Source organism: Variovorax sp. GW822-FHT04A09 (genome assembly GCF_058801005.1).
The window spans coordinates 313,579-340,076 of the sequence record NZ_JBXAMV010000001.1 but is presented as its reverse complement, the minus strand read 5'-3'; the positions used below and the strand labels follow the sequence as shown (position 1 = coordinate 340,076).

General features: G+C 70.3%; 26 protein-coding genes. 9 read left to right on the top strand and 17 right to left on the bottom strand.

Annotated elements, in window-relative coordinates; genetic code table 11:
- Nucleotides 1-65: 65 nt before the first annotated feature.
- Nucleotides 66-1,487 (top strand): FAD-binding oxidoreductase, encoded by a 1,422-nt coding sequence (locus tag AC1RLW_RS01385; protein WP_493192014.1) that lies wholly within the window; start codon nt 66-68, stop codon nt 1,485-1,487.
- Between the two features lie 63 nt (nt 1,488-1,550).
- Here AC1RLW_RS01385 and AC1RLW_RS01380 read toward each other — a convergent pair whose 3' ends face one another.
- On the bottom strand, nt 1,551-1,862 hold the full coding sequence (locus AC1RLW_RS01380; RefSeq protein WP_095947274.1) for a hypothetical protein: 312 nt from the start codon (nt 1,860-1,862) through the stop codon (nt 1,551-1,553).
- Between the two features lie 133 nt (nt 1,863-1,995).
- Entirely contained in the window at nt 1,996-2,889 is an 894-nt protein-coding gene (locus tag AC1RLW_RS01375) for a LysR family transcriptional regulator (protein WP_493192013.1), read from the bottom strand.
- Between the two features lie 88 nt (nt 2,890-2,977).
- Here AC1RLW_RS01375 and AC1RLW_RS01370 point away from each other — a divergent pair, with 88 nt between their 5' ends.
- Together AC1RLW_RS01370 and AC1RLW_RS01365 are read left to right on the top strand one after the other, a co-directional pair.
- Nucleotides 2,978-3,796 carry an NAD(P)H-dependent oxidoreductase gene (locus AC1RLW_RS01370; RefSeq protein ID WP_493192012.1) on the top strand — a complete coding sequence of 273 codons (819 nt, stop codon included), beginning with the start codon at nt 2,978-2,980 and terminating at the stop codon, nt 3,794-3,796.
- Nucleotides 3,797-3,891: 95 nt separating this feature from the next.
- Nucleotides 3,892-4,281: a DUF427 domain-containing protein gene (locus AC1RLW_RS01365; RefSeq protein WP_062481469.1), complete on the top strand. Its 390-nt coding sequence runs from the start codon at nt 3,892-3,894 to the stop codon at nt 4,279-4,281.
- Between the two features lie 126 nt (nt 4,282-4,407).
- Here AC1RLW_RS01365 and AC1RLW_RS01360 read toward each other — a convergent pair whose 3' ends face one another.
- The 5 genes from AC1RLW_RS01360 to AC1RLW_RS01340 form a co-directional block, all read right to left on the bottom strand.
- A complete protein-coding gene (locus AC1RLW_RS01360) occupies nt 4,408-4,788 on the bottom strand; it encodes a helicase SNF2 (RefSeq protein WP_095947133.1) in 381 nt (126 codons plus the stop codon).
- Between the two features lie 247 nt (nt 4,789-5,035).
- On the bottom strand, nt 5,036-5,845 hold the full coding sequence (locus AC1RLW_RS01355; RefSeq protein WP_493192011.1) for an APH(3'') family aminoglycoside O-phosphotransferase: 810 nt from the start codon (nt 5,843-5,845) through the stop codon (nt 5,036-5,038).
- A 3-nt stretch (nt 5,846-5,848) separates the two neighbouring features.
- A complete protein-coding gene (locus AC1RLW_RS01350) occupies nt 5,849-6,184 on the bottom strand; it encodes an SMR family transporter (RefSeq protein ID WP_493192010.1) in 336 nt (111 codons plus the stop codon).
- A gap of 62 nt (nt 6,185-6,246) precedes the next feature.
- Complete coding sequence (locus AC1RLW_RS01345; protein WP_159276347.1) at nt 6,247-6,780, bottom strand: cupin domain-containing protein; 534 nt, start codon at nt 6,778-6,780, stop codon at nt 6,247-6,249.
- Nucleotides 6,777-7,520 (bottom strand): NAD-dependent epimerase/dehydratase family protein, encoded by a 744-nt coding sequence (locus AC1RLW_RS01340; protein ID WP_493192009.1) that lies wholly within the window; start codon nt 7,518-7,520, stop codon nt 6,777-6,779. The genes AC1RLW_RS01345 and AC1RLW_RS01340 overlap by 4 nt, the downstream gene beginning before the upstream one ends.
- Nucleotides 7,521-7,616: 96 nt before the next feature.
- On the opposite strand from AC1RLW_RS01340, the gene pdxR reads away from it, so the two are divergent.
- Nucleotides 7,617-9,038, top strand: a complete 1,422-nt coding sequence (gene pdxR / locus AC1RLW_RS01335) for a MocR-like pyridoxine biosynthesis transcription factor PdxR (RefSeq protein ID WP_493192008.1) — start codon at nt 7,617-7,619, stop codon at nt 9,036-9,038.
- Nucleotides 9,039-9,041: 3 nt separating this feature from the next.
- Here pdxR and AC1RLW_RS01330 read toward each other — a convergent pair whose 3' ends face one another.
- Nucleotides 9,042-9,854 carry an ankyrin repeat domain-containing protein gene (locus tag AC1RLW_RS01330; RefSeq protein ID WP_493192007.1) on the bottom strand — a complete coding sequence of 271 codons (813 nt, stop codon included), beginning with the start codon at nt 9,852-9,854 and terminating at the stop codon, nt 9,042-9,044.
- 338 nt (nt 9,855-10,192) lie between these two features.
- Between AC1RLW_RS01330 and AC1RLW_RS01325 the strand changes: the two genes are divergently transcribed.
- From AC1RLW_RS01325 to AC1RLW_RS01305, 5 genes are read left to right on the top strand one after another with little or no spacing between them, the layout of a single operon-like run.
- Nucleotides 10,193-11,293, top strand: coding sequence for a GNAT family N-acetyltransferase (locus AC1RLW_RS01325; RefSeq protein ID WP_493192006.1), 1,101 nt, complete (start codon nt 10,193-10,195; stop codon nt 11,291-11,293).
- On the top strand, nt 11,290-12,141 hold the full coding sequence (locus AC1RLW_RS01320; RefSeq protein WP_493192005.1) for a PA4780 family RIO1-like protein kinase: 852 nt from the start codon (nt 11,290-11,292) through the stop codon (nt 12,139-12,141). The genes AC1RLW_RS01325 and AC1RLW_RS01320 overlap by 4 nt, the downstream gene beginning before the upstream one ends.
- Nucleotides 12,142-12,163: 22 nt before the next feature.
- Nucleotides 12,164-13,093: an ABC transporter substrate-binding protein gene (locus tag AC1RLW_RS01315; RefSeq protein ID WP_492696828.1), complete on the top strand. Its 930-nt coding sequence runs from the start codon at nt 12,164-12,166 to the stop codon at nt 13,091-13,093.
- Between the two features lie 13 nt (nt 13,094-13,106).
- Nucleotides 13,107-13,973: a GNAT family N-acetyltransferase gene (locus AC1RLW_RS01310; RefSeq protein ID WP_493192004.1), complete on the top strand. Its 867-nt coding sequence runs from the start codon at nt 13,107-13,109 to the stop codon at nt 13,971-13,973.
- Nucleotides 13,970-14,524 (top strand): SET domain-containing protein, encoded by a 555-nt coding sequence (locus AC1RLW_RS01305; protein WP_493192003.1) that lies wholly within the window; start codon nt 13,970-13,972, stop codon nt 14,522-14,524. Before AC1RLW_RS01310 ends, AC1RLW_RS01305 begins: the two co-directional genes overlap by 4 nt.
- A 6-nt stretch (nt 14,525-14,530) precedes the next feature.
- Here AC1RLW_RS01305 and AC1RLW_RS01300 read toward each other — a convergent pair whose 3' ends face one another.
- The 9 genes from AC1RLW_RS01300 to AC1RLW_RS01260 form a co-directional block, all read right to left on the bottom strand.
- Nucleotides 14,531-14,827, bottom strand: coding sequence for a DUF1090 family protein (locus AC1RLW_RS01300; RefSeq protein WP_083259199.1), 297 nt, complete (start codon nt 14,825-14,827; stop codon nt 14,531-14,533).
- A gap of 90 nt (nt 14,828-14,917) precedes the next feature.
- Nucleotides 14,918-15,325, bottom strand: coding sequence for a RidA family protein (locus AC1RLW_RS01295; RefSeq protein ID WP_493192002.1), 408 nt, complete (start codon nt 15,323-15,325; stop codon nt 14,918-14,920).
- 133 nt (nt 15,326-15,458) lie between these two features.
- Complete coding sequence (locus AC1RLW_RS01290; RefSeq protein ID WP_493192001.1) at nt 15,459-15,905, bottom strand: vWA domain-containing protein; 447 nt, start codon at nt 15,903-15,905, stop codon at nt 15,459-15,461.
- 191 nt (nt 15,906-16,096) lie between these two features.
- Complete coding sequence (locus AC1RLW_RS01285) at nt 16,097-17,155, bottom strand: magnesium chelatase ATPase subunit I (RefSeq protein WP_493192000.1); 1,059 nt, start codon at nt 17,153-17,155, stop codon at nt 16,097-16,099.
- Nucleotides 17,152-20,964 carry a cobaltochelatase subunit CobN gene (cobN, locus tag AC1RLW_RS01280; protein ID WP_493191999.1) on the bottom strand — a complete coding sequence of 1,271 codons (3,813 nt, stop codon included), beginning with the start codon at nt 20,962-20,964 and terminating at the stop codon, nt 17,152-17,154. The genes AC1RLW_RS01285 and cobN overlap by 4 nt, the downstream gene beginning before the upstream one ends.
- Before the next feature lie 4 nt (nt 20,965-20,968).
- Nucleotides 20,969-22,033: a cobalamin biosynthesis protein CobW gene (cobW, locus tag AC1RLW_RS01275; RefSeq protein WP_493191998.1), complete on the bottom strand. Its 1,065-nt coding sequence runs from the start codon at nt 22,031-22,033 to the stop codon at nt 20,969-20,971.
- A 114-nt stretch (nt 22,034-22,147) separates the two neighbouring features.
- Nucleotides 22,148-22,825 (bottom strand): energy-coupling factor ABC transporter permease, encoded by a 678-nt coding sequence (locus AC1RLW_RS01270; protein WP_062480892.1) that lies wholly within the window; start codon nt 22,823-22,825, stop codon nt 22,148-22,150.
- A gap of 73 nt (nt 22,826-22,898) precedes the next feature.
- Entirely contained in the window at nt 22,899-24,437 is a 1,539-nt protein-coding gene (locus tag AC1RLW_RS01265) for a PepSY domain-containing protein (RefSeq protein ID WP_493191997.1), read from the bottom strand.
- A gap of 10 nt (nt 24,438-24,447) precedes the next feature.
- Nucleotides 24,448-26,472, bottom strand: coding sequence for a TonB-dependent receptor (locus AC1RLW_RS01260; RefSeq protein WP_493191996.1), 2,025 nt, complete (start codon nt 26,470-26,472; stop codon nt 24,448-24,450).
- Nucleotides 26,473-26,498: the final 26 nt, after the last annotated feature.

Genomic DNA, 26,498 nt, shown 5'->3' with positions numbered 1-26,498 from the left:
CTTGTTCGGGCGCATGGTCACGCGCAAGCTGCCTCCGACTTCATCACTCATCACGGAGACGACTCATGACGATCCAACTCACACGCATGGACGGCGGGACCGTGGACCTTTCGCCGGAGATCCTGCAGTCGTTCAAGGCCACGTTCAAAGGCCAAGTGCTGACCGCGGAGGACCCGGCCTACGAGGAGTCGCGCAAGGTCTGGAACGCGATGATCGATCGCCGTCCGGGCCTGGTGGCGCGCTGCACCGGCACGGTCGATGTCGTGCAGGCTGTCCGGTTCGCGCGCCAGCACGGGCTTCTGAGTTCCGTGCGCGGCGGCGGCCACAACATCGCAGGGCTTGCGGTCTGCGAGGGCGGCCTCATGATCGACATGTCGCTGCTCCGAGGTGTCTGGGTCGATCCGGCGCGTCGCACGGCGCGCGCGCAAGCGGGCTGCACGCTGGGCGACGTCGATCGCGAGACGCAGCTGCACGGGCTCGCCGCCGTGCTCGGTTTTGTGTCTGCCACCGGGATCGCGGGCCTCACCGTCGGCGGCGGATTCGGCTACCTCACGCGTCGCCACGGCTGGACCTGCGACAACGTGGTCTCGATGGAAGTCGTGACGGCCAGCGGCGAAGTCGTGCGTGCGTCTGCGGACGAGAACGAGGACCTGTTCTGGGCGCTGCGTGGTGGCAGCGGCAACTTCGGCATCGTCACCTCCTTCGAGTACCGGCTCTTTCCCGTCGGCCCCGAAATCCTGGGCGGTGCGATCGCATGGAGCGGCGACGACGCCCGGCAGGTTCTCGACGCCTACCGTGCGTTCAGCGCAGAGGCCCCGCGCGAACTGACCAGCGTGGCGGTTCTGCGGATCGCGCCGCCGGCGCCCTGGCTCCCGAAGGAGGTGCACGGCAAGCCGATCGTGGCCATCTTCGTCTGCTACACCGGCAAGGTCGAAGAGGGAGAGGCATTGATCGCACCGCTGCGCGCGCTTGGCCGGCCGGTGGCCGACATCGTGACGCGCCGGCCCTACACGCAGATGCAGAGCCTGCTCGACGCCACGCAGCCCAAGGGACGGCGCTACTACTGGAAGTCGCACTACCTGCCAGGCATCGATCAGCGGACCATCGACCTCGCCGTGACGCATGCGGGCCGGATTCAGTCGCCCCATTCGGCCATCCTCCTGTTCCAGATACAGGGTGCGCTGGGCGAGCTGCCTGCCGGGCATTCGCCGGCGGGCAACCGGGACGCGGCCTATGTGCTGAACATCGCGGGCTCCTGGGAGCAGCCGGGCGACGACCACATCCACATCCAGTGGGCGCGGGACTGCTTCGAAGCGACGCGCGCCTGCTCGACAGGCGGGGCCTACATCAACTTCCTGACGGAGGAAGAGGGCCAGGACCGCATCGAAGCCGCGTACGGCCGGGCCAACCTGGACAAACTCGCGGCACTCAAGCGCAGGTACGACCCCGGGAACTTCTTCCGTCACACAAAGAGCGTCTCCGGCTGAACCGATCGTCGGCGACTTGTTGACGGCCCTTCACAGCTGCATCCAGCGCGGGCGCCCGGTGACCTAGTCCCACGCAGGAAGCTGCAGCAGGGCATCCGTGGGACGGTCCAGGATGTCGACGCCAGCGAAAGCGGTCCCGCCCGGCAAGAGCCGGGCGTCGCAAATGACTTCCCAGCCGTGGTTTTCAGTGCGCCGGGCCAGGCACACCTCTTCGCCGGCCGCAAGGAGCTTGACGCATTCGCCGACGCTGACGCGCTGTGCCGTGCCAAGGGCAAATTCCGTCGAACCGAACTCCTTCTCCACGACCGGGTGAATGGCGACGAGGTCCACCTTTCCGTCCTTGAAGTGAACAGCGGTAATTGCGTGCTGGGCCATCTTCGACCTCCATTCGTGCAGAGAGAGCCCCGACAGGCCCACGCTTCGACTGTACGCCCGCAGCGACAAGCTCTGCGTCGTCATGGCAGAAAGCCGATGCCGGCGAAGGGGGCGGCGGGCGCGCCAGCCGGCGCTACAAGCTGCGGGCGATCTGCTCGCGCAGCCACCGATGCCCCGGGTCACGATGCCGGCGCTCGTGCCACAGCATCGCCATCTCGTAGCCCGGCACCTCCAGCGGCGCCTCCACCACGCGCAGCCCTGGCGCGCCGCGCGCCAGGCGCTCGGGCAGCATGGCGACCATGTCGGTGCTGCCCAGCACGGACATCATGAAAAGAAAGTGCGGCACCGACAGCGCCACGCGCCGCGTGAGGCCCTGCGCTGCCAGCGCCTCGTCGGTGGGCCCGGCAAAGCCGCCGCCGCTGAGCGACACCACCACATGCTCCAGCGCGCAGAACTGCGCCAGCGTGGGGCGGCGCTTCAGACGCGGGTGCCCTGCCCGCCCGGCCAGCACGTAGCGCTCGTGGAACAGCACGCGCCGGTGCAGACCGGGCGGCGCGCCCACGCTGGTGTGGAAGAACAAGTCGATCTCCGCCTGCTCGAGCTGGCGCGCCATGCGCGTCGGCACGGCCTCGACCACGGCCAGCCGGGTGTTCGGCGCGGCCAAGCGCAGGCCGGCCAGCGCGGGCAGCAGGATGGCCGACTCGGCGTAGTCGGCCGCGGCCACGCGCCAGGTGGTGGTCGCCTTGGCCGGGTCGAAGGGCTGGCTGGGCGCCACCGCGCGGCCCAGCGATGCGAGCGCTTCGCGCAGCGGCTCGCGCAGTTCGTCGGCACGCGCGGTGGGCCGCATGCCGCGCTGCGCGGGCACGAGCAGCGGGTCGTCGAAGAGCTCGCGCAGCTTGGCGAGCTGCACGCTCACCGAGGGCTGCGAGAGGTTCAGGCGCTCGGCCGCGCGGGTCACGTTGCGCTCGGCCAGCAAGGTGTCGAGCGTGACCAGCAGGTTGAGGTCGATGCGGCTGAAATTGTTCATGGCGATACCTGGCATTCAAACTATTCATTTCCAATATAGCTTGGCAATCCCTAACCTGAGGGCATCTTCACTCGAACCCTTTGACACCGTGAACATCCTGCTGGTCCTTGCCCATCCCGAAGCCGCCTCGCTGAACGGCTCGCTCCATCGCTTCATGGTCGAACGCCTCACGAGCGCCGGCCATACCGTGCGCGTGTCCGACCTGTACGCGATGCGCTGGAAGCCCGCGCTCGACGCCGACGACTTTCCCGCGCGCGACACCGCCGCGCCCTTCGACCCCGTGCTCGACTCGCTGCGCGCCTTCGAGGGCGGCACGCAGACCGCCGACATCGCCGCCGAGCAGGAGAAGCTGCTGTGGGCCGACGCGGTGATCCTGCAGTTCCCGCTGTGGTGGTACTCGATGCCCGCCATCCTCAAGGGCTGGATCGAGCGCATCTACGCCTACGGCTTTGCCTACGGCGTGGGCGAACATTCCGATACACACTGGGGCGACCGCTTCGGCGAAGGCACGTTGGCCGGCAAGCGCGCGATGCTGGTGGTAACCACCGGCGGCTGGGCCTCGCACTACGCCCCGCGCGGCATCAACGGGCCGATGGACGACCTGCTGTTCCCCATTCACCACGGCATCCTCTACTACCCCGGCTTCGACGTGCTGCCGCCCTTCGTGGTGCACCGCACGGGCAAAGTCGATGCCGCAGCCTATGCACGCATCACCGGCGAGCTGGGCGAGCGGCTCGACACGCTGTGGACCACCGACCCGATTGCGTTCCGCCCGCAGAACGGCGGCGACTACGAAATTCCGGCGCTCACGCTGCGCGAACACATCGCGCCGGGCCGCGCGGGCTTCGGTGTGCACCGCAAAAACAGCGAATCTGAAACTTTGGTTTTCGAGCCCGGCCGCCTTTAACCACGCCGGGAGCAGGTGGATTCGCAAGAGACTTCAAATCGTCGCGACAACGCAGCAAGATGCGCATCCGCCGATTCGTCCGAAGGAGCTTGTCCATGTTCGCTACGCCAGAACGCACCGTCAAGATTCCGGGCCCCGACCATGCGATCACCATCACGCCGAATCCGTTGCGCGTGGTGGTGTCGGTGGGAGGCCATGTCATTGCCAGCTCGCGCGAGGCGCTGACCTTGCGAGAGTCGCATTTCGGCACGGTGCATTACCTTCCGCGCAAGGACGTGCGCATGTCGCTGCTGGAGCGCACCACGCATGCGACCTATTGCCCATACAAGGGCGAGTGCGCCTACTACAGCATTCCAGCCGGCGGCGAGCGCTCGGTGAATGCCGTGTGGACCTACGAGTCACCCTATGAATCGGTCGCGCCGATCAAGGACTACGTGGCCTTCTATCCGGACCGCGTGGGCACGATCGAAGAACGCTGCTTCTGACGACCGCCCCACTCCGTTCGTGAAAAAACCGGCCCTTGCTTTCGCAAGGCCGGTTTTTCTTTCCCTGGCCCGCCGACACCCGCCCCGTGGGGCCGAGTGCGCGTGCCTGCCTGTCGGACCGATCGATTACAGCGGCAGTGCTTCGCCGCGTGCGGCGGCACGGGCCTCGGCGCGCACGCTGGCGCGGTCCAGGCCGCTGGCCAGCACCGGAGCCACGCGGGAGGTCACGGCTTCGCTGTAGGGGTTCTCGCTGCGGGCGGCCACCACGGCCTGAGCGCGCACAGCGTCGCGGCTCACGGTCGACACGAACACCTGGGCGGGGCCTGCTTCGGCGCCGGTGGCATAGGGGTCGGCGCTGTGTGCGGCCACGACGGCTTGTGCGGCGACATCGGCGCGGCTGGCGGCCGAGGTCAGGCGATGCACGCCTTCGTAGGTTTCAGCGTGGGCGGCACCGGCGACGGCCATCAGGGCAACAGCAACGGCGGAGAGGATCTTCGAGGCGTTCATGGCGGTTTCCTTCTTCAATTCAGTTCAGTAGTACAAGTGTTTGCTTGGATGGTTTGAACCGGTCTTGGGTGGGTCACCGTCCCTCTTCTTGAAGGGCGGCCAACTCGCTCGGGGCCTGTTCATCCGGCCCGGCTTTTGGGGGCCGGTCCGTGAGATGAATTGTGCGGCGGGATCTAGGTAAAAACCCGCAGCAAAAAGAACCACGGCGTTCCCGAAAAGGAAACAATGCGGCGCACCGGCGCGGCCATCAGCCCCAGGTCAGCGGGTCGAGCCGAAGATAGAACTCGAGCCGGCCGTCGTCGGGCGTGTCGATGCCCAACTGCGCGAAGAGCAAGGCATGCGCGGCGCGCGCGTCGGCCGCATCGCGCCAGCTCTCGCGCGCATTGCCCAGCAGCAGCGACAGGTCGACATACCGGTCCGCCGTGCCGAGCCGCCCCACGTCGATGAGGCCCGTGCATTGCAGCGTCTGCGGATCGACAAGGAAGTTCGGCAGGCAGGCATCGCCGTGGCACACGACGCGGTCTTGCGCTTCCTGCGCGAGCCGGTGCGGCAGGTCGGCTTGCAACCGCGCCAGCAGCAACGGCGGCGGCACGTCCTGCTGGTCGGGGTCGAGGAACTCCGGGTTCACCGCGCCGCGTGCGACGACATCGGCGGCGCGGTCGAACATGGATGACAGCGGGCGCGCAAACGGGCACTCGCCCGCCGGAATCTCGTGCAGCGCGCGCAGGCGCCGCGCCATCGACGGCCAGGCACGCAGCAGCTCGGCCGCCGGCAGGTCGCTGGCCGGCACGCCCGGCACCGCGGCCGTGACCAGGCAGGCGCCTTCGGGTGTCGCGCGCCAGCCGAGCACGCGCGCGGAGCCGACGCCGTACGGCGCGAGCCATTCGATGCGACGACGCTCTTCGTCGAGCTGCGCGGCGCCCGCACCGAGCGACACCTTCGCGAAGGCCGCGCCGTCGCTGCGGCGGAACACCGCATCGCCCGACTCACCCTCGCTGGCCGGTGTCCACGTCGTGCCGGCGGGCAACCGGGGCAGCAGCTGTTCGACAGTGCCCATGCCTCAGTGCCCCACCGACTTCGAGAACACGTTGACCACCACCACGCCGGCGATGATCAGCCCCAGCCCGACGATGGCCGGCGCATCGAGCGTCTGGCCGAACCAGAGCCAGCTCACCACCGAGATCAGCACGATGCCCACGCCCGACCAGATCGCATAGGCGATGCCGGTGGGCAGCACGCGCAGCGCGAGCGAGAGAAAGTAGAACGACACGGCGTAGCCCACCACCGTGGCCACGCTGGGCCAGAGCTGGGTGAAGCTGTTCGAGGCCTTGAGGAAGCTGGTCGCGAGCACTTCGACAACGATCGCGACAGCGAGGTATGCATAGGTCAGGGTCATCGCCGGACTCTAAACGCGCCCGGCGCGGCGAGCGCCGGAACCCTTGCGCGACCCGGGGCCGCTCAGGGCGGCAGCAGCAGCGGGCCGCAATTGCTGTCGGTGACGAACACCGCCATCAGCTTCGCGGGCTTCACCGGGTCGGGGTTCTCCGCGAACATGTGCAGCGTGTTCGGCGGCTCGAAGAAGGTCTCGCCGCTCTTGAAGGTGCCCACCGGGCCGCCGCCCAGTTGCGAGCGGATGGTGCCTTCGACAATGATCGCGGTCACCGAGCCTGGGTGCCGGTGCGCGGGCGAGTAGGCCAGCGGCGGAAAGTCGACCAGCACCGTCGTCACCGACTTGCCGGGCACATGCGGCAGCGCCTCGCACGACAGCACCTTGACCTGCGTCGCCGGCCGCGCCGTGGCCTCCGAGCCCGCAGGCACGGGGGCGGACGCGAACATCGGTCGCGCCACCGAGCTGCACACATCGGCGAACCACTGCACGGCCTCCTGCTGGCCGGTGCGCGGCATCAGCGCCCAGCCGGCGGCGAGCACCAGCGACAGCCCTGCGAGGCCCGCGCCGATCGACGGCGTGCGATGCCAGCGTGCGGCCTTCATGACGCGACCTCCTGCGACAGCCGGAATGCCGCGTGCCACCCCAGTTCGCGCTTTGCCTTCTCGCTGCTGACCTCGGCGCTGTCCTCCGCGATGTTGAAGATGCCGCCGCGTGCATGCCGCATCGCGAGCAGCACCGCCCAGGCCGCGGCTTCGACATGCACCGGGCTCACGCCCTTCGGTGCCGCGTTCGCGGTGCCCGGCCCATGCAGCTGCCCATAGCGCAGCACTGTGCCCGTGAGACCGACAGCACCCAGCACGCTGCGCTCCAGCGCCGCCACGCCGTCGATGCTGATGCGGCGACCGCCTTCGGCCCCGAGGTCGAGCGGGTCGCCCTCGGTGTGCGGCGTCGGCCCGGGCGCATAGGCCCAGGCGATGCTCTGCGCAATCAACTGCGTCGCACCGGCCGCCAGCGCCGCCGCCACGAGGTGCCGCGTGCCCTCGATGCGCACGCGCGCATTGCGCACCACCGCCTCGGCCATCAGCGCCGGGTCCAGGTCCCGGGGCAGATCGGTGAGCTGGTGGATGACGACCGTGGGCGCGATGCGCACCAGCGCGTCGCGCAAGGCCTGCGCATCGAACACATCGACGACGACCGGCGTGGCGCCGCGTGCCTCCAGCGCCGCCGCACGCGCGGCCCGACGGGTGCCGCCGTACACCGTGTGACCGGCCTCGACCAGCAGCGGGATCAGCGCCGAGCCCACGGCCCCGGTCGCGCCCGCCACGAATACCTTCTCGCCCATTGCGTGTCCTTCTTTCCTGCTGGCTGTTCGAAGCCGCGAGCTTAGGATCGGGATGCACCAGACGAAAGAACCAAGAATCGTCAAAATGACTGGGCCATGATCGAACCGCCAGACAACGCCCTCCCCGGCATCGACCGCTCGACCGCGACCCCGCTGCATCGCCAGGTCTACGAGCGCTTTCGCACGGCCATCGAACAGGGCGTGCTTCGCCCCGGCGACCGCGTGGCGTCGGCGCGCAGCCTGGCCAGCGAGCTGGGCGTGGCGCGCGGCACGGTGGAAGCGGCCTACAGCCAGCTCGCGGGCGAAGGCTATTTCTGCGCGCAAGGACAGGCGGGCACGGTGGTGTCGCCGTCACTGCCGGTGCAGCGGCCGGTGCGCGCCGGTTCGCGCCCCGCCGCAGATGCGCCTGCACTGGCCGGCCCTACCGCCCCGCCACCGCTGCAACTCGGCATCCCCGCACTCGACGCCTTTCCGCGCAAGCTCTGGGCGCGGCTGATGGCCCGCCGTGCGCGCGCCATGGGTGCGGCCGACCTGTTCTACGGCGACCCTGCAGGCCATGCGCCGCTGCGCGAGGCCATCGCGGCTTACCTGCGGGTGTCGCGCGGCGTGGCCTGCCAGCCGGCGCAGGTCTTCGTCACCGGCGGCTACCGCGCGTCGCTGGCGCTGGTGGCGCGCACGCTGCTCGCCCGGGACGACCGCGTGTGGATCGAAGACCCGGGGTACGCGCCCACGCGCGACGTGCTGCACAGCGCCGGCCACCGCGTGGTGCCGGTGCCGGTGGACGACGAAGGCCTGGTCGTCGCGCGCGGCGTGCGCCGCTCGCCGAAGGCGCGCATGGCAGTCGTCACGCCCTCGCACCAGGCGCCGCTGGGCGTGTCGATGTCGCTGGCACGCCGGCTGCAGCTGCTCGACTGGGCCTCGCGTGCCAGGGCCTGGATCGTCGAGGACGACTACGACGGCGAGTACCGCTACGCCGGCGCGCCGCTGCCCGCGCTCAAGAGCCTCGACGGGCACGACCGCGTGCTGTACGCGGGCAGCTTCTCGAAAGTGCTCTACCCGGGCCTCGCGCTGGGCTACCTGGTGGTGCCCGAATCGCTGCGCGAACGCTTCGAGGACGCGGTGCGCATCGCGTCCAACGGCTGCCCGCAGATCACGCAGGCCACGGTGGCCGACTTCATGCGCGACGGCCATTTCTCGCGCCACCTGAAGAAGATGCGCCTGCTCTACGCGCGCCGCCGCGCCCTGCTGGTCGAGGCCTTGCACAAGGCCTTCGGCGACCGCGTGCGCATCGACCTGCAGGCCGGCGGCATGCACCTGATCGCGCGCTTCGAAGGGCACCGCGACGGCGACGTGGTGCTGGCGCGCCGCGCGCAAGCGGCCGGCCTGAACTGCCAGCCGCTGTCGGCCCGGGGCACCACGGCCGTTGAAAGCCAGGGGCTGCTGATGGGCTTCACCAACGTCGCCTCGCCCACCCAGGCGCGACAGCTCGCGACCCGGCTGCGCACAGCGCTGGGCTGAGGCTCAGGCGCGCAGATCGACTTCGGGCCGCATCGACGACGCGCCGTTCCAGCGCACCTCGAAGCCCGCGCCGCGGAACTGGCCGACCACCAGTTCGCCGACGCGCTGCATGTCGGCATCACCGCCTTCAGGCGCGCCCCAGAACGCGAGCGAGAGCTGGCTGGTGCGCTTGGCGCGGTTCTGGTCCTGCCGCGTGTAGAAGCAGAAGCCGTGCACGCCGGCCTTCTTGCCGCCGCGTTCGCGGAACGCTTCGGAGCAATCGGAGAAGCCGTCGGACTGGGTGTCGCCCGCATCCTGCAGCGCGACCAGGCCCGCCTGCGTCAGCGCATCGAACACCTCGGCAATGCGTGCCTCGGCGGCGCGCCACTGCGCGGCGCTCATCTTCACCGGGTCGGGCTCGGGCGGCGGCGGCTCGGGCAGCGCGTGGCCGGTGATGCGCGACAACAACTCGGCCACCTCTTCCTCCATCGCGTTCTCCGTGATGTGGTTGCCGTGGTTGTCGCGCACGTCGGGGTTGGCGCCTGCGTCGATGAGCAGTTGCACCGGCTCTGTGGTCGGCGAGAACTCGGCCGCGAGGTACAGCGCGGTGCGGCCGCCGGTGCCGGTGTATTCGAGCGGGCTGCCGGCCTCGAGCAGCAGTTGCAGCACGGCGAGGATCGGTTCGAGCTCGGCTTCGTTCGTACCCGCCGCGGCACATTGCAACGCGGTGAAGCCCTGCTTGTTCACGGCGGCCATGTCGGCACCGGCCGCGATGCAGGCACGCACCGTGTCGACATCGGCTTCGCCCGCCGCGTCGAAGATCTTCTTCGGATTCATGGCATCTCCCTGTTGGTTTTTGGATTCTGCCGCAGGCGCCTTGCACTTCACAGACCGCGCGAACCTCGCTACATTCGACGCCTCGATCAACAAACCGGACTGGAGGTGCGCGATGGAAGACACTGCTATTCACTCTCCCTCCCACGTACGGTTCGTCGGGTCGCATCCGAACTGCTGCTGACGCGCTCCTCGCGCACCCGGTGCCGCTGAAGGCACCACCAGCCAGCCCGTTCGACCCTCGCGGTGTTCTGCCGCGACACGCCGTCCGATTCAGACAACGCCACGCCGGCACATGAGTGCCGCGCGCGGTCCGTTCCCTTTTCGAATCAAGGCTCACCATGCTTGAAACCCGTGCCGCCGATGCGCGGCAGTTCACGACTTCTTCTTTCGATCCGCAGCGGGCGTCCGCTGAAGAATGGGCGCAGGCCCTGGCCTACTGGCGCCAGCGCCACGACGAAGACTTTCCGGGCGAGCCGCAGCCCGATGACGCCCACACTCAGCAGGACGTGCGCCAGCACACGCCGCTGCATGTGGTGCACCGCGCCTTCGCGCGGGACGCACGGGGGCGCATCGTCGGCAGCCTCAACATGGGCGTGCGCCGCGAAGGTTCGCCCGACTACGCGACCTTCGCGCCTTTCATCGACGTGTGGGGCGGCGTGCTGCGATCGCACCAGCGCCAGGGCGTGGCCAGCACCTTGCTGCACCGGCTTCTGGCGCTGATGGAGGCGTGCGCCCCCACCACCGCGACCTTCAAGGCCCACTTGCCGGAAGGCCGGGCGTTCCTCGCGGCCATCGGCGCGACCGAAAGGCACCGCAGCATCGAGAACCGCATGGCGTTCGCCGGCCTCGACTGGGCGGCGCTCGCACGCTGGCGCGCTGACGCCCTCGCGCCCACGCACGGGCTGCGCCTGGAGATCCACGCAGGCCGCGTGCCCTTCGATCGGCTGGCCACGCTGATGGCCCCGCTGTCCGCGCTGCTCGAAGACGCACCCACCAGCGCGCTCGAACGCGCCCCCCTGCGCTTCGAGCTGGAAGGCTTCCACGCCTGGTACGCCGAAATCGACCGGCGCGGTGGCGAGCACTTTCTCGTGCTGCTGCGCGATGCCAACGACGAGGTGGCCGCCGTGTGCGACGCCAGTTGGAACCAGCTGTACCCCGACCGCATGTTCCAGCGCCTCACAGGCGTGGCCCGCCATTGGCGCGGCAAGGGACTGGCCAAGGGCGTGAAGGCGATCATGTTGCAGCTCGTGCGCGAGCGGCATCCCGAGGTGGCGATCGCCGTCACGCAGAACGCGGAGGTCAATGCGCCCATGCTCGCCATCAACCGCCAGCTGGGCTTTGCCGCGCACAGGCATGATGGCGCCTACCAGATCGGCACGGAAAGCCTGAGGGCCTTCCTCTCGACCCGCCCCCTGGCTGTGCCGGAGGCGCGCGCATGAAGACACCCCCCAGACTGCAATCCCTCGTCGACGAAGGGCTGATCGACAGCGTCGTGCGCCAGCTCATGAGCGGCAAGGAAGCCATGGTGTACGTCGTGCGCTGCGGCGAGGACACGCGCTGCGCCAAGATCTACAAGGAAGCCGACAAGCGCAGCTTCCGCCAGGCCGTCGACTACACCGAGAACCGGCGCGTGAAGAACACGCGCGAGGCGCGCGCCATGGCCAAGGGCACGCGCTTCGGGCGCAAGGTGACCGAGGCCATCTGGCAAAGCGCCGAGGTCGATGCGCTCTACCGCCTGGCCGCGGCCGGCGTGCGCGTGCCCACGCCGCACAACTTCCTCGAAGGCGTGCTGCTCATGGACCTGGTGACCGACGCCCACGGCGACGCCGCCCCGCGCCTGAACGACGTGGCCTTCGCGCCCGACGACGCGCTGCGCCACCACGCGAGCCTGCTCAAGGAAGTGATGCGCATGCTCTGCGCGGGCATCGTGCACGGCGACCTGTCGGAGTTCAACGTGCTGCTGGCCGAAGACGGCCCGGTGATCATCGACCTGCCGCAGGCGGTGGACGCGGCGGGCAACAACCACGCCAAGCGCATGCTGCTGCGCGACGTGGAGAACCTGCGCAACTTCTTCGGGCAGTACGCGCCCGCGCTGCTGCAGACGCACTACGGCGACGAGATCTGGCAGCTCTACGAGCGCGGCCTGCTGCGGCCCGAGACCGAGCTCACGGGCACCTTCGTGCGCGAGACCGGCCCGGTCGATCTCAGCAACGTGCTGCGCGAAGTGGACGACGCACGGGCGGAAGAAGCGGCGCGCCAGCTGCGGATGCAAGCGCCGCGACAATAGCGGGCTGACTCCGCCCGCCCCGATGACTTCCAACGCCCTGCCCCAGCGCCCACCTTTTTCTTCCACCGCCGCGCGCCACATCGCCCGGGCCGCGGCCTTCGTGGCGCTGGGCCTCGGCCCGGCCGCGCACGCCGGCGCCATCCGGCTGGAAGACGACCGAGGCCGGGTGCTCGAGCTGCAGGCGCCCGCCAAACGCATCGTGTCGTTGATGCCCTCGCTCACCGAGACGGTCTGCGCGCTCGACGCCTGCGACCGGCTCGTGGGCATCGACCGCCACGCCAACTGGCCGGCGGCGGTGAAGGGCCTGCCGCAGGTGGGCGGCATGGACGACGCGAACATCGAGCGCATCGTCGCGCTCAAGCCCGACCTCGTGCTGCTGCGCCCGCGCAGCCGCGCCGCCGAGGCGCTGGAGCGCCTGGGCATCAAGGTACTGGCGCTCGACGCCAAGACCCATGCCGACATGCGCCGCGTGATGGAAACCGTGGCCCGCGCCACCGGCAAGCCGGGCGCGGGCGAGGCCTTCTGGCGCAGCCTCGATGCCCGGCTGAACGCAGCGCGCGCCCGCGTGCCGCTGAACTGGCAGGGGCGGCGCGTGTACTTCGAGGTGCACGGCGGCGTGGCGGCGGCGAGCGAAAGCTCCTTCATCGGCGAAACCCTGGCGCGCCTGGGCCTGGCCAACGCGGTGCCGGGCTCGCTCGGCCCCTTCCCCCGAATGAACCCCGAGTTCGTGGTGCGCGCCAACCCCGACGTGCTGATGGTCTCGGCCCTGGGCGAAATCTCGGCGATGGCGGGGCGCCCCGGCTGGTCGGCCATGTCGGCCATCCAGCGCGGGCGCGTCTGCAGCTTTGCCTCGGCGCGCTTCGACCTGATGATGCGGCCCGGGCCACGGCTCGACGAGGCGGCCGACGCCATCGTGAATTGCCTTGCGTCGCTGGATGCGCCGCGCAACTGATCTTCGGCATGCCATGAACTTCGACATCGTTCCCGCCGCGAACTTCGGCATCGACGAACTCACCGCCCTGTGGAACCGCTCGTACGAAGACTACTTCGTGCCGATCGCGTTCGACCGCGCGATGTTCGAGCGGCACGTGCGGCGCGCCCAAGCCGACCTCGGCCTCTCCCGCGTGATCGTCGCCGACGGCGAAGCCTGTGGCCTCTCGCTCGTCGGCCGGCGCGGGCCGCGCGCCTACCTCGCGGGCTTCGGCATCGCGAGCGCGCAGCGCCGCCGGGGGCTGGCGAAGCAGCTCATCGAGGCGCAGCTGCGCGACCTGTCGGCGGCCGGCATCGCGCAGGTGCAGCTCGAAGTCATCGAGCAGAACCCCGCGCGGCAGCTGTATCTGCAGGCGGGCTTCGTCGAAACCCGCACGCTCGAGGTGCTCGAAGGCAGCTTCGAACCTCGTGCCGATGCAGCTTCGACAGCGCCCGATACCGACGCGCTTGCCGCCCTGCATGCGGCCTGCACCGCCGTCTCGCGCCCCACCTGGCGCCGCGAGTGGCCGACCGTGCAAGGTGCGCTCGCGCACGATCGCGCCGCAGCCCTCGGCGCGGCAACAGGCGGCTACGCCATCCTGCTGCCGCCGGCCTTGCCGCTGCACATGCTGCTGGACGCCGCCGCGCCCGACGAAGCCTCGGCCCACGCCTTGCTCGACGCACTCGCGCAGGCACGCCCCGGCGCACGCTGGCGGCTGGTCGACGAGCCCGAGGGCAGCGCGCTGCACCGCGCGATGGCCGCACGCGGCGCCACCGTTGTCATACGCCAGATCGAGATGACCGCGACACTCCAGCCCCAGCCCACCTTTTCTTCCGATTCCTCGCGCCCCGTCCGTTCATGAAGTCCCCCAAGCGAACCTCGTCCACCCCCTTCATCCGCGTGGGCCCCAGCGGCGTGCATGGCCTGGGCGCCTTCGCCACGCGCGACCTGCCGGCCGAGGCCTTCCTGGGCCTGTACGAAGGCCGCCGCTACAGCAAGCAGGAAGTCGCCTCCAAGCTCTGGGACGACCAGCTCACCTACCTGTTCACGCTGACGACCGGCGAGACCATCGACGGCGCCAAGGGCGGCAACGCCACGCGCCACCTGAACCATTCGTGCGAGCCGAACTGCGAGGCGGTCGAGGAATACGACGAGGCGGGCGAGATGGTGCTGCGCTTCCAGACGATGGAGGCGGTGGAGGCCGGCGACGAGCTCTTCATCGACTACTCGCTGACGGCCGACGACGGCTCGCCGCCGTCGAAGTACCCCTGCCATTGCGGCTCGCCGAACTGCCGCGGGACGATGCTGGCGCCGGTGGAGGCCGTGGCGGAGAAAGACGGGCCGGCCACCTCTGCCGATCTGGCGCCGGCTGTTTCAGACCCGCGCAGACCGCTCAGCGAGCTGCCCTGGTGACGTAGCTCAGGGCGACTCGCTCTTCACGCTGCGCAGTTGCGCCTCCGCGCGTTCGAGCTCGGTGCGCAGCGTGCGGATCTCGCGTTCCAGTTTCTCGATGCGCGCTTCGCGGCTCATCGGCGCCAACGCCTGGCAGCGCTGCTGCAGCGCGCTCAGGGTGTCGGCCAGCTCGCGCCGGCGCAGCATCTGGCCGCGCGAACGGGCCAAGGCCATGTCGCGCTCCAGCACGGCTTCCTGCGCCTTGCACTCTTCGGCACTCAACGGCTGCGCGGACGCCTCGGTTTGGGCAAAGGCGGCAGGCATGGCCAGGGTCAACGCAAGGGCCAGGAGACGGGGTTTCGGACGCATGCCATACGGTACCCGAACTGCCTGGCGGAACAGGCCTTCAGCCCTTCAGGCTGCAGCTGTTCTGGCGATGCACTTGATCTCGATCAGCCAGTCCGGGCTGCCGAGCCGCGCCACCTGCACCAGCGTCTGCGACACCTGCGGCTCGCCGCCGAACATCTCGGCGCGCAGGGCGAACAGTGCGTCGGCTTGGCCGAGGAAACCGTCGATGTCGGTCACGAACAGGGTTTCGTCCACCACGTCGGCCATCGAGGCGCCGAAGGATGCGAGCACGCTGCGCACGTTGACGTAGGCCTGCCGCACCTGCGCCGCGATGTCGCCGGCGCCGAGGGTGCGGCCCTCGCCGTCCACGCTCACCTGGCCCGAGAGATAGATCGTGTCGCCGACCTGCACGCCGTCGGCAATGATGTGCTTGAACGCGCCTTCGCGCACCACACGGCGGGGAGTGACGGACATGGGAGTTCCTGGGTTTCGTTGGGAGCGCCGCAGTATCGAAGGCGCCGCCTGCCGCGGTGCGCCGTGCGGCGGATGCCCCTTCTCGCCCCAAGTCGATCCAAGAGCGCCGGGGCGCGCGCCGCGATCCTGTGATTCAGGCGCTCAGGTAGCGCGCGTCCCACTGCGCGGCCAGCTGCCGCGCCCGGTGCAGCGGCGTGCGGGCGCGTTCGAAGTCCATCACGCAGGCGACATCCGCCGCGGCCGGGCGCGCGGGGCTTTCGTTGCTGCGGCCGTCCGTCAGCAGCCAGAGCCAGCGCTGGCGAGTCTCGTGCTTCGCCAGCAGCTGCTGCGCGCGCAGCACGCCGAGTGCCAGCGGCGTGCCGCCGCCGGCCGCGATGGGCGCAACCCAGTCGTCGTTCCAGGCGCTGGCGCGGCGCGGCGGCAGGCGCAGCTCGACCACGTTGCCGGCAAAGCACAGCAGCGCCACATGGTCGCGCCGCTGGTAGGCCTCCTGCATCAGCGCGAGCAGCTGGCCCTTGGCGCGCGCCAACTGGCCGTCGTGGCGCATCGAAGCCGAGCAATCAAGCAGGAAGCAATGCAACGCGCCGCTGCGCGCCTCTTGCGGGCGGTGGCGCAGGTGCGCGGCCTGCAGCCGGTCCGCGCCGCGGGCGACGAGCGTGCGCGGCCAGTCGAACGCCGTGCCGGGCGCGGCGGCACCGTGCCAGGCGTCCCGTTGCGTGCCCTGCCTCCGGTCACCCTGGCGTGCGCCAGCGGGTGCGGCGTCCCGGAGGCTCAGGCTTTTTTTGGGGCGGCCTGGGACGCGGAGATCAGCGGGCGCAGCGGTTTCACGCGCTCGATGCCGACGGGCTCGGGCGGCATCGCGCCCCAATCGCTGTCGCCGGCATGGCGTGCGGGCGCGTCGCCTGGATTGCGGTGCGGTGCGGGTGATGCCATGGGGGGCGCCACCGCCGCATCAGCCGCCGGATGGCGCCGATGCAGCAGCACCGCTTCGGCCACGCGCTGCACATGGTCGTCGGTGATCGATGCCGCGCCTTCCCACGCCGCCAGCGCACGCGCCGAGCGCAGCATCACGAGGTCGGCGCGCAGGCCGTCCACGCCGGCTGCGATGCACAGCGCGCCGACGGCGTCGTGCACCGCATCGCCGTACGGCAAGGCCGCCGCGTCCGCCACCAGCGCGCGCGCACGCACCAGCGCCGCCGCGAGCTCGGCCTCCTCCTTCGCATGCTCCGCGCGAAAGCCTTGCGGATCGGCATCGAAGGCCAACCGCGCACGCACGATGGCCTGGCGCTCGGCCGCGTCCTGCAGGTTGCGCAGCCGCACGCACAGGCCGAAGCGATCGAGCAGCTGCGGACGCAGCGTGCCCTCTTCCGGGTTCATGGTGCCCACGAGCACGAAGCGCGCGGCATGCCGGTGCGAGATGCCATCGCGCTCCACCACGTTGACGCCGCTGGCCGCCGCGTCGAGCAGCGAGTCGATGAGCGCGTCGGGCAGCAGGTTGATCTCGTCGACGTACAGCACGCCGCCGTGCGCGCGCGCCAGCAGGCCCGGCGCAAACTTCAGTTCGTGGCCGGCCAGCGCCTGCCCCAGGTCGAGCGTGCCCACGAGGCTTTCGAGGCTCGCGCCCAGCGGCAGCGTGACGAAGGGCGCGCCGGGCAGCAGCTCGGCGAGCGCGCGCGCGGCCGTGGTCTTGGCGGTGCCGCGCGGGCCTTCGATGAGCACGCCGCCCAGCGCGGGATCGACCGCGGCCAGCAGCAGCGCCTGGCGCAGCTGCGGCTGGCCGGCGATCGCGGCAAAGGGGAACGGCACCGGCATCGGGGCGGCTGTGGTCATCGGGGGCTTCCTTCCATCTGCTGCTCGTGGTCGAGCAGCAGGTTTTCCAATTGGTCCTTGTAGTCGCCGGGCGACTGCCAGAGGCCGCGCTGCATGGCTTCGAGCAGGCGGTTGAGCATGTCCTGCAGCGCGCGCGGATTGTGCGCGTTCACGAAGTCGCGGGTGGCGGCGTCGAGCACGTAGGCGTCGGCCACCATCGCGTACTGGTGGTCGCCCACGACGCGCGCGGTGGCGTCGAAGCCGAAGAGGTAGTCGACCGTGGCGGCCATCTCGAACGCACCCTTGTAGCCGTGGCGCTTCACGCCGTCGATCCACTTGGGGTTGACCACGCGCGAACGGATCACACGGCTGATTTCTTCCTTCAGCGTGCGCACGCGCGGGGCCTGCGGGTTGCCGTGGTCGCCGTGGTACATCGCGGGCTGCTGCCCGCTCAGGTGGCGCACGGCGGCGGCCATGCCGCCCTGGAACTGGTAGTAGTCGTTGGAGTCGAGCAGGTCGTGCTCGCGGCTGTCCTGGTTCTGCAGCACGACGTTCATGGCACGCAGCCGGCGCACCAGCGCATCGCCCGCCGGCACGCCGTCGCTGCCCTGGCCGTAGGCGTGGGCGCTGCCGCCGACGTAGGCCTTCGACAGGTCGTCGTCGCTCTGCCAGTCGCCGTGGTCGAACAGCGGCTGCAGGCCCGAGCCGTAGCTGCCGGGCGCGGAACCGAACACGCGCCAGCCGGCCTGCGTGCGTGCCTCGCCGGGTGCCACGCCTTGCGCTTCGAGCGCCGCGGCCTCGCGCAGGATGCGTGCGCGGATCGGGTTGCGCTCGGCGTCTTCGTCTTCCTGCGCGGCCACGGCCTGCACGGCCGCGTCGAACATCTGCACGGCATTGGGAAAGGCGTCGCGGAAGAAGCCCGAGATGCGCAGCGTGACATCGATGCGCGGACGCCCGAGGCCCACGGTGGGCAGCACCTCGAAGTCGACCACGCGCTGGCTGCCCGGTGCCCACTTGGGCCGCACGCCGATGAGCGCGAAGGCCTGCGCCAGGTCGTCGCCGCCGGTGCGCATGGTGGCCGTGCCCCAGACCGACAGGCCCAACGCCACGGGGTAGTCGCCGTGTTCCTGCAGGTGGCGTTCGACCAGCTGCGCAGCCGACTTGAGCCCGAGCATCCAGGCCGTGGGCGTGGGGATGGCGCGCGTGTCGACCGCGTAGAAGTTGCGCCCGGTTGGCAGCACGTCGGGCCGGCCGCGCGAGGGCGAACCGCTCGGGCCCGGCGGCACGAAGCGGCCCTGCAATGCGCGCGACAGCTGACGCAGTTCTTCGGCGCCACACGCATCGAGCGCGGGCGCGAGACGGTGCGCGATGCGGCCCATCACGGCGGCGGTATGCGGCAGATCGGGCGGACAAGCGTCCGCTTCGAGCAGCTGCTGGGCCAGCAGCTCCAACCGCTCGCGCGTGTCGCCCTGATGCCGCCACGCCTCATCGCTCACGGCCGCCAGCAACGCGGGCCGCGCGCCCTGCCAGGGCTTCGCCGCGTCGATGTCGAGCGGGTCGAAGGCCTCGCCGGGCAGCAGGTCGGCCGCGAGCGCGCCGAGCAGTCCGGCGTTCCCGCCCGCGCCGTCGCCGGCCGGAAAGCGCGCGAGCGCGAGCAGCGTGTCGCGCCGCAGCCGTGCGCGCGGCGAGTCGCCGAACACATGCAGGCCGTCGCGGATCTGGGTTTCTTTCAGTTCGCAGAGGTAGGCATCGACGCGCGCGAGCACGGCGTCGTCTTCCGCGCCCGGCATGCCCAGTTCTTCGACCAGGCGCTGGGCGCGCACGGTCGCGAGGATCTGCGCGCGCAGCACCTTGGCGCGGCGCGCATCGACCAGCAGCGCGTCGTAGTACTCGTCGACCTGTCGCTCCAGGTCCTGCAGCGGGCCGTGGTTCTCGGCGCGCGTGAGCGGCGGCATCAGGTGGTCGACGATCACGGCCTGCGTGCGGCGCTTGGCCTGCGCGCCCTCGCCGGGGTCGTTGACGATGAAGGGGTACACGTTGGGCAGCGGCCCGAGGATCGCGTCGGGCCAGCAGGTGGCCGAAAGCGCGAGGCTCTTGCCCGGCAGCCATTCGAGGTTGCCGTGCTTGCCGACGTGCACGACCGCGTCGATGGCAAACACATCGCGCAGCCAGAAATAGAACGCGAGATAGCTGTGCGGCGGCACCAATTCGGCGTCGTGGTAGCTCGCGTAGTCGGCCAGGCCCAGCGGACCGAGCGCGCGCGCGGGCTGGATGCCCACGAACACGCGGCCCAGCCGCAGCCCGGCGATCATGAAGCGGCCCTGGCGCAGCATCGGGTCGTGCTCGGGCGGGCCCCATTGCGCGTCGATGGCGGCGGCCATGCCCTCGGGCAGCGCCGCCAGGCGCGCGCGGTAGTCGGCGAGCGCGTAGCTCTGCCACGCAGGCCGCGCGGCCCACTGCGCGGGGTCGTTGGCGATGCCCTCCTGCAGCGTGCGCATCAGCGCGTCGCCGTCCGCGGGCAGCGCGTCGAGCGTGTAGCCCTCGGCCTGCATCGTGCGCAGGATGGCCATCACCGAGGCCGGCGTGTCCAACCCCACGCCGCTGCCAATGCGGCCTTCGCTGCCGGGGTAGTTCGCCAGGATCAGCGCCACGCGCTTCTCGTCGGCGCGCAGGCTGCGCAGGCTGCACCAGCGGCGCGCAAGTTCGGCCACAAAGGCGATACGGTCGGGCTCAGGCCGGTAGCCGACCACTTCAGTCTGCGTGAGTTCGCAGCGGTGTGACAGGCCCTTGAAGCTCACGGCGCGCGTGACGATGCGCCCGTCCATCTCGGGCAGCGCGATCTGCATCGCGATGTCGCGTGGGCGCAGGCCCTGGCTGTCGGCCAGCCAGTCTTCGCGGTTGCCGCCGCTCACGATCACCTGCAGCACGGGGGCGTCGCCGGCCAGCGCCATGGGCTCGCCACTTTCATCCGAAGCGCCCTGCCCCAGCGCGGCGAAGGCGGTGGTGTTAAGCACCAGCTGCGCGTCGTGTTCGCTGCACAACGCGCGCAACGCAGACAGGCACAGCGGGTCTTTCAGCGAATCGAGCGCCACAGGCAGCGGGTTCAGCCCTTGCGCATGCAGCGCGGCGGCCAGCGCATCGAAGGCCTCTGTGTTGCCCGACAGCAGGTGCGAGCGATAGAACACCAGTGCCACCACGGGCGCATCCGCATGCCAGCCCGCGCGCAGGTCGTCGATGCCCGCGACCGTGTGCGTCGCGTCGATACCGCCCGGCACATGCAGCGCCACTTGCGGCAGGCTGCGCGGCGGCAACGGCGCTTCGCCGTGGCCCAGGCCATGGAAGGCCACCGCGCGCAGGAACTGCGCCGCGTTGCCCGCGCCGCCCGAGCGCAGGTACTGCCACAGCTGCCGGCTCACGCTGCGAGGCACGGTGCCGCGCGCGAGCAGGTCCTCGTCTTCCTGCAGGTCGCCCGAGAACATCGCGAGCTGCTGGCCCTGACGCTTGGCGCGCTTCTCGAGCTGCTGCAGGCCGTAGGCCCAGGCCGATTCGACCCCCAGGTGATCGACCACCACCACGCGCGCATGCCGCAGCACCTCGTCGACGTACAGGTCGAGCGACGCCGGCTGGCGCAGGTGCATGAGGTTGGCCAGCCGCAGCGAGGGGTAGCCGGGGTCGGTGGCCGCCAGCGCCGTGCGTGCGGCGGCGAGCAGCGCGAGCGTGGTGTCGGCCGAGCTGAGCACCACGATGTCGCCCGGCGTCTGGTCGAGCCGGGTGACGACGCTCGGGTCGTCCTCGACGAAGCGTCCGGGCTGGGTGCTCAGCAGGTGCATGCGGTCAGGCGGGAACGGCCGCCACGCCTTCCAGCGCCTTGCGCAGCGCGCCTTCGTCCAGGTCTTCGCCGATGAACACGAGCCGTGTGCGCTGCGCCTCGCCGTCGCGCCAGCGGCGATCGAAGTGGTGGTCGAAGCGGCGGCCCACGCCTTGCACCAGCAGGCGCATCGGCTTGTGCGGCACGGCGACGAAGCCCTTCACGCGGTAGATGGTGTGCTGTTCGACCAGTGCGGCCAGCACAGCGATGAGACCGTCGCGGTCCATGGGCGGCAGCTCGATCACGAGCGAATCGAACTCGTCGTGGTCGTGGTCCTCCTCGTGGTCGTGGTGGCTCTCGCGCAGGTGGATGGTGCTTTCGGCGGCGCGGCCCTGGCCCAGCAGCAGCGCGAGCGGCAGCTTGCCTTCGGTGGCGCCGACGATCTTCACCTCGGGCGGCAGTTCTTCGCGCACCAGCGCCTCGACCTGCGCGCGCGCGGCGGCGTCCATGAGGTCGGTCTTGTTGAGCACCACGAGGTCGGCGGCCGAGAGCTGGTCTTCGAACAGCTCGTGCAGCGGCGATTCGTGGTCCAGGTTGGGGTCGGCGCGGCGCTGCACGTCGACCTGCGCGGGGTTCGCGGCGAACTGGCCCGACGCGGCGGCCGGGCCGTCGACCACGGTGACCACCGAATCGACGGTGAAGATGTTCGCGATGTCGGGCCACTGGAAGGCCTGCACCAGCGGCTTGGGCAGCGCCAGGCCCGAGGTCTCGATGAGCACGGCGTCGATCTGGTCGCGCCGCTCGGCCAGCTGCAGCATCACGGGCAGGAACTCTTCCTGCACGGTGCAGCAGACGCAGCCGTTGGCCAGTTCGTACAGCGCGCCTTCGCGCTCGTTGCCCTCGTCGTCGCAGCCGATGCCGCAACCGCGCAGGATGTCGCCGTCGATGCCGAGTTCGCCGAACTCGTTGACCACCACCGCGATGCGGCGGCCCTCGGCGTTGCCGAGGATGTGGCGCAGCAGCGTGGTCTTGCCGCTGCCGAGGAAGCCCGTGACGATGGTGACGGGGATCTTGGCGTTGCTTTGTGTCATGGAATGGATGCTTTCAGGCGCGCAGGGCGCACAGGGAATCGGGCGCGCGGCGCGTGCGTGGCGCACGCGCCGGAGAACGGCACGCCCTCTTCAACGAGGGGCAGCCGGCGCGAATCAGACGGCGCTGTACAGGCGGCGCTCGACCAGGGCCGTGCCCTGCAGGCGGCGCCAGGCCTTGGCCGCGGCCAGCACGCCCAGGTCGACCAGCGGCTCGACCAGCACGACGGTCATGTAGGCCGCGCCGAAGCTGGCGATCTGGCCCAGGTTTTCCAGGCCCGTGCCGCGGCCGTAGAGCGCCCAGAAGCCGACCCACACCACGATGCCGCCCTGGTAGGCCACCGACAGCTTGAAGGCCTGCTGGTAGCTGATGTCCACGTAGGCCATGTTGGCGGGAATGATGCGGCGTGCCAGCGCGGCGGTGGCGAACAGCGGCACCAGCAAGGTCGTGACGTTCATGCCGTACTGCGGCAGGTCAGGCGGTGCGAAGAACAGGCTCTGGATGAGCAAGCCGCCCGCCAGGCCGATGGCCGCGGGCGCGAGCCCGAAGAGGAGCATCAGCGTGGTGCCCAGGATCAGGTGCACCTCGGACACGCCCACGGGATGGTGCGGGAACACCTCGAAGAAGCAGAACACGAGCATCACGGTGAAGACCGAGCGCAGCAGCAGGCCGATGGGGCCGTCCTTGCGCAAGGTGTCGAAGGCGACCTTGCCTGTGTAAGCCAGTGCAGCGGCCCCCGTGGCATAGCTGAGGAAGATCTTGGATCCGTCGACGAGTCCGGGTTCGATGTGCATCGCGCACCTCCTGAAATGCACCGAAGTGCGAAAGTTGATTGTTGGGGGATGGACTGGCTTGCGCAAGTCCCCGTCATGAAACCCGGGAGCCTTGCAGCCCCCGTTGAACAGGCGAAGGCCCTGGCTTGCGCCGCAGCCGCCGCCAGCCGATCACCACGCCGCTCGCCGAAGCGACGACGCCGATGACCGACAGGAACCACATCACCAGGTCCCAGGCCGGCCGGTACTGGATGAGCCAGGGAAAGTCGAGGCTGTGCGCGGCATTGAAGAGCCAGCGGCGCAGCCGCGCGTTGCGGTCGTTGCTGCCGGCCACCTGGCCGCTCGTCGGGTCGATGTAGAGCCAGCTGCGCGCGGCGTCGTCGAACTCGAGCCGCCACACGGGCAGCACGCGCGTGCGGTGGTGGCCGTACCAGTGGAAGTCTTCCTGCGTCTGCAAGGTGGCCTGCGTGATCGCGGCGCCGGGGCGCAGCCGGGCGGCGGCGCGCATGATGTCGTCGCGGGTGATGGCGGCCGGCGCACCGGTGGCGGCATCGACAACCTGCACGCGGGCCTGCGCGTCGCGCAGTTGCAGCAGCGGCTTGCCGTCGAACCCCATCAGCAGCGCCTCACGCGGTGCGGCAGCGCCCTCGCCTGCCGGCACCACGGCCGGTGGCCAGGGGAACGGCGATGCGCCGGCGCCCGTGTAGCGCGCCATCGCGGCCGCATCGGCGGGCGCGCGCTGGAACCAGCCGTTGGGGTTCATCGAGAGCCAGCCGCTCACGATCCAGGTCAGTACGAAGAAGCCACCGATGAGCCCGGCGATGTGGTGCCAGGCCATCCAGCCGGTGTACGGCGTGACCGCGCCGCTGCGAAAGCGCCGCCGCAGCCGGAGGCGCAGGATGCCGATGACGATGCCCGTCACGGCAGAGACGATGCACGCGGCCGACAGCCACACGACCACGTCGTGCCACAACGGCGGGTCGGCGCGCAGCGGCGTGAAGTAAATCCAGTGCGGCACGGCGCCCAGCCAGTTCCAGAAGCGCTCGGTGCGCGTGGTGTCGCGCACCACCTCGCCGGTGCGCGAGGACACGTACAGCTCGGTGCCTGCCGCGTCGCCGGTTTCGATGCGGTGCAGCGGGCGCAGCGGGTTCAGGCCCTGCGGCACGGTCCACTGGTCGCGCTCCAGCGTCTCGGCCCAGCTTGCGCCGGGCTGCGCAGAGAAGTCGCGGGCGATGGCCTCGGCCTGCGCCGCATCGACCGGGCCGAGCACACGGGCGTCGCGCGCGGACACGGCATGCCGCCCGCCGCGTGCATCGACGATGCGCCACACGGGCTGCGCGTCGGTACCGGCCTGCATCTCCAGCGCCATGCGCCGGGGCGGCTGCGCACGCACCGCTGGCGGCAAGGCATCGAGCGCGGCAGCCGGCGCGACCACCGCCTGGTCGAAGCGCACCGGGACGAGCCCCGCGAGCCGCTCTTCGTCCGTGAGGTTCGGGTACCCCACGTACATCATGACCACGCCCGAGACGAACCACATGACGAACAGCAGGCAGCCGCCGATGCCCAGCCACCGGTGCGTCCAGTACAGCGCCCGCCGCAGCGGGGGCCATGTACGTTGCCATGCGGTGCTCATGAGGCGTTGCTCAGAAGTTCACCAATGCCGACAGCTCGAACGAGCGCGGCCGGCCCAGCAGCCACTGGTTGCCGCCGTTCGAGAACGAGACCGGGTACTTGCGGTCGGCCAGGTTGTAGGCGCGCAGCGCGAGCTTGAGCGACGGGTTCGCCTGCCAGCTCACGCCCGCGTCGGCCACGGTGTAGGAGCCGATGCGGCGCGTGTTGGCCGCATCGACCTGCCGCGCGCCGACGTGGCGCACGCCCAGCTCGGCCTCCCACTGCGACAGGAAGCGCCAGTGCAGCCACAGGTTGGCCGCCACCTCGGGCACGCCGGCCGGCGTGTTGCCCGCGCGCGAGACCAGCGACTTGCCGACCGCCTCGTTGAAGTCGTCGTAGCGCGCACGCAGCCGCGCGGCGTTGGCTTCGAGGCGCAGCGTGGAGGTCAGCGCCAGGTCGAGCGTGGCCTCGATGCCTTCGGACGACTGCTTGCCGATCTGCTGCACGACGGTCGGGTCGTTCGCGTCGCGCGACAGCAGCTTGGTCTTCTCGATGCGGTAGGCCGCCACGCTCCACGCGCCGCGGCCCTCGGCCAGCTGGCGCTTGTAGCCCACCTCGACCTGCTTGCCGACGCTGAGCTCGAACGGCACCTGCGTGGTCGAGGTACTGATGAGCCCGGTGAGCGGGTCGGCCGCGCGCGCCACCTGCGCATAGAACGACTGCGCGGCGTCGGGCGCGTAGACCACGCCCAGGCGACCGGTGGCGTACTCGAAGGTCTTGTCCAGGCGCGGGGCGCGGTTCTGCGGATCGGTGCGCACGATCTTCGCGTGGTCCCAGCGCAGGCTGCCGACCACCGACCAGTGTTCGTTGAAGGCCAGCTTGTCTTCGGCGAAGAAGGCGTAGGTGCTGGTCTTCGTCTTGTAGCGCGGCAGGTAGGGCGTGGGCGAGACGTAATAGCCGGGGTTGAAGACGAAGGCATCGACCACCGAGCGCCCGCCGTAGGGCGTGTCGCTCGAGTTCAGGAAGTCGATGCGGTTCACATCGAAGCCCACCAGCACCTGGTTCTTCAGGCCGAACAGCGCGTGCTTGAAGGTGGCGTCGGTGCGGTTGCCGATCTGCTCCTGGTCGTGGCCGATCTCCAGGTAGTCGCCGCGCGTCACGCGGTTCGTGGTGGCGCTGTAGGTGTAGGTTTCGCTGTCGCGCCAGTGGCGCTTGCTGTCCAGGCGATAGAGCTGGTTGCGCACGGTGACGGCGTCGTTGGGCGTCCACTGCGCATCGAGGCGGGTCCAGCGGTCGCGGTACTTGACCTCGGCGTCGTCGAGGTTGTAGTTCTGTTCGCGGTTCAGGCTGCTCAGGCGGCCGTTGACGAGCGGCACGCCGAAGTAGCGCTGCGGCGTCTGGCGGCCCTCGTCGTGCGAGAGCGTGAACTGCAGCCGCGGCGACACATCGAGCCGCACCGCACCGCCCACCGCCAGGCTCTCGGCCTCGCCGCGCTGCATGAAGCCGTCGGTCTTGCGGTGGCTGATGTCGAAGCGGTACGAGAGCATGTCGTTGATCGCCCCGCCGCTGCCGAAGGCGACCTGGCGCGTGGCGTCGGAGCCGACGGTCACGAGCGCCTCGTTGCGAATCGGGCCGCGCGTGGGCTTCTTGGGCACCACGTTGATCGCGCCGCCGATGGCGCCTTCACCGAACATCACCGAGGCGGCGCCGCGCAGCACCTCGATGCGGTCGGTCGACCAGGTGTCGAACGGGAAGGTGACGGTGCCCGCGCCCACATACAGGCGCGTGCCGTCGTACAGCTGCATCACCGAGCCGTGGCCGTTGAAGCCGCGCGCCGACAGCGACGAACCGCCGTTGCCCGGCGCGGGCGAGCCCGTGATGCCGGTGGCGCGGCTCGCGGCCTCGACCACCGACACGTCGCCGCGCGCGCGGATCGCGTCGCCAGTGAGCACCTCGATGCTGGCCGGCGTTTCGAGCGGCGTGAGGCCCAGGCGGCTGCCGGTCTGCGTGGGTTCGTCCAGGGCCAGCGGCGTGTGGCGGCTGGCTTCGACCTGCACGGGCGTGAGGCTGGGGCGACCGGTTG

Excerpts from the sequence above, each read along its gene's own strand:
- AC1RLW_RS01385 (WP_493192014.1), top strand. The coding sequence starts at position 66 with ATGACGATCCAACTCACACGCATGGACGGCGGGACCGTGGACCTTTCG.
- AC1RLW_RS01380 (WP_095947274.1), bottom strand. The coding sequence starts at position 1,862 with ATGGCCCAGCACGCAATTACCGCTGTTCACTTCAAGGACGGAAAGGTG.
- AC1RLW_RS01375 (WP_493192013.1), bottom strand. The coding sequence starts at position 2,889 with ATGAACAATTTCAGCCGCATCGACCTCAACCTGCTGGTCACGCTCGAC.
- AC1RLW_RS01365 (WP_062481469.1), top strand. The coding sequence starts at position 3,892 with ATGTTCGCTACGCCAGAACGCACCGTCAAGATTCCGGGCCCCGACCAT.
- AC1RLW_RS01360 (WP_095947133.1), bottom strand. The coding sequence starts at position 4,788 with ATGAACGCCTCGAAGATCCTCTCCGCCGTTGCTGTTGCCCTGATGGCC.
- AC1RLW_RS01355 (WP_493192011.1), bottom strand. The coding sequence starts at position 5,845 with ATGGGCACTGTCGAACAGCTGCTGCCCCGGTTGCCCGCCGGCACGACG.
- AC1RLW_RS01350 (WP_493192010.1), bottom strand. The coding sequence starts at position 6,184 with ATGACCCTGACCTATGCATACCTCGCTGTCGCGATCGTTGTCGAAGTG.
- AC1RLW_RS01345 (WP_159276347.1), bottom strand. The coding sequence starts at position 6,780 with ATGAAGGCCGCACGCTGGCATCGCACGCCGTCGATCGGCGCGGGCCTC.
- AC1RLW_RS01340 (WP_493192009.1), bottom strand. The coding sequence starts at position 7,520 with ATGGGCGAGAAGGTATTCGTGGCGGGCGCGACCGGGGCCGTGGGCTCG.
- pdxR (WP_493192008.1), top strand. The coding sequence starts at position 7,617 with ATGATCGAACCGCCAGACAACGCCCTCCCCGGCATCGACCGCTCGACC.
- AC1RLW_RS01330 (WP_493192007.1), bottom strand. The coding sequence starts at position 9,854 with ATGAATCCGAAGAAGATCTTCGACGCGGCGGGCGAAGCCGATGTCGAC.
- AC1RLW_RS01325 (WP_493192006.1), top strand. The coding sequence starts at position 10,193 with ATGCTTGAAACCCGTGCCGCCGATGCGCGGCAGTTCACGACTTCTTCT.
- AC1RLW_RS01320 (WP_493192005.1), top strand. The coding sequence starts at position 11,290 with ATGAAGACACCCCCCAGACTGCAATCCCTCGTCGACGAAGGGCTGATC.
- AC1RLW_RS01315 (WP_492696828.1), top strand. The coding sequence starts at position 12,164 with ATGACTTCCAACGCCCTGCCCCAGCGCCCACCTTTTTCTTCCACCGCC.
- AC1RLW_RS01310 (WP_493192004.1), top strand. The coding sequence starts at position 13,107 with ATGAACTTCGACATCGTTCCCGCCGCGAACTTCGGCATCGACGAACTC.
- AC1RLW_RS01305 (WP_493192003.1), top strand. The coding sequence starts at position 13,970 with ATGAAGTCCCCCAAGCGAACCTCGTCCACCCCCTTCATCCGCGTGGGC.
- AC1RLW_RS01300 (WP_083259199.1), bottom strand. The coding sequence starts at position 14,827 with ATGCCTGCCGCCTTTGCCCAAACCGAGGCGTCCGCGCAGCCGTTGAGT.
- AC1RLW_RS01295 (WP_493192002.1), bottom strand. The coding sequence starts at position 15,325 with ATGTCCGTCACTCCCCGCCGTGTGGTGCGCGAAGGCGCGTTCAAGCAC.
- AC1RLW_RS01285 (WP_493192000.1), bottom strand. The coding sequence starts at position 17,155 with ATGACCACAGCCGCCCCGATGCCGGTGCCGTTCCCCTTTGCCGCGATC.
- cobN (WP_493191999.1), bottom strand. The coding sequence starts at position 20,964 with ATGCACCTGCTGAGCACCCAGCCCGGACGCTTCGTCGAGGACGACCCG.
- cobW (WP_493191998.1), bottom strand. The coding sequence starts at position 22,033 with ATGACACAAAGCAACGCCAAGATCCCCGTCACCATCGTCACGGGCTTC.
- AC1RLW_RS01270 (WP_062480892.1), bottom strand. The coding sequence starts at position 22,825 with ATGCACATCGAACCCGGACTCGTCGACGGATCCAAGATCTTCCTCAGC.
- AC1RLW_RS01265 (WP_493191997.1), bottom strand. The coding sequence starts at position 24,437 with ATGAGCACCGCATGGCAACGTACATGGCCCCCGCTGCGGCGGGCGCTG.